2 pseudogenes are annotated in these 629 nt (G+C 68.4%); one reads left to right on the top strand and one right to left on the bottom strand.

Annotation, left to right across the window (positions count from 1 at the left end):
- Window positions 1-245 (top strand): annotated as a pseudogene (locus G3I60_RS43860) (hypothetical protein); the annotation flags it as partial.
- Window positions 246-285: 40 nt separating this feature from the next.
- On the opposite strand, the pseudogene G3I60_RS43855 reads toward G3I60_RS43860, so the two are convergent.
- A pseudogene (locus G3I60_RS43855) lies at window positions 286-629 on the bottom strand (hypothetical protein); the annotation flags it as partial.

The following is a 629-nucleotide window of genomic DNA, read 5'->3' as shown; positions in this document are numbered from 1 at the left end:
TCAGTGAGATCGCGGCGGGACTGGTCGGCCAGGGGCTGACCATCCTGGACTCGGTTCGGAAGAACCTGAGCGGTTCCACCGAGTACCCCCGTCCGGGCAAGGACAACGGCCTGCTCGAGCTGCAGGGTTACCTGAAGCCGGCCGCCGGGCCCACGGAGCCGGTGAAGCCGAAGCCCACAGACAAGGACACAGAGAAGGACACCGGCCGGGACAAGCCGACCGACGGCCCGATCACGATCGACTAGCGGTCCAGGCTCACAGTGCCCACAGGGGTGACGCCGAAGGTCAGAGCAGCGACAGTGTGGTGGCGTAGTTGGGGGCGGTGTGTTCGGGCTGGCTCCCGTTTCGGTAGGCGCGCAGGAGTGTTCCAGCGAGGACTACCCCGGCGGCGATTCCGTAGGACCAGGGTTGGAGTAGTTCGCTGGGGAGTGCCATGGCGTTGCCGATGTAGAGCACGGTGCCCGCGAGGGGGACGGCGAGCCATTCCCAGCGGCCGTCGAGGGCGACCAGCGCGATCACCAGCAGGGCGTACCAGTAGTAGGAGGGCGAGGTCAGGAGCAGCGCGGTGCCGGTGACGAGCAGCGCGCCGCTCCACGGCCGGTCCGGGTCGCCGCGGCGCATGACGTAGA

Origin of the sequence: Streptomyces sp. SID13666 (assembly GCF_010548325.1) — a bacterium.
In the GTDB taxonomy this organism is placed as follows: Bacteria; Actinomycetota; Actinomycetes; order Streptomycetales; family Streptomycetaceae; genus Actinacidiphila; species Actinacidiphila fildesensis.
Note: the sequence above shows the minus strand (reverse complement) of the source record. Positions and strands in the feature narration are given on the sequence as shown.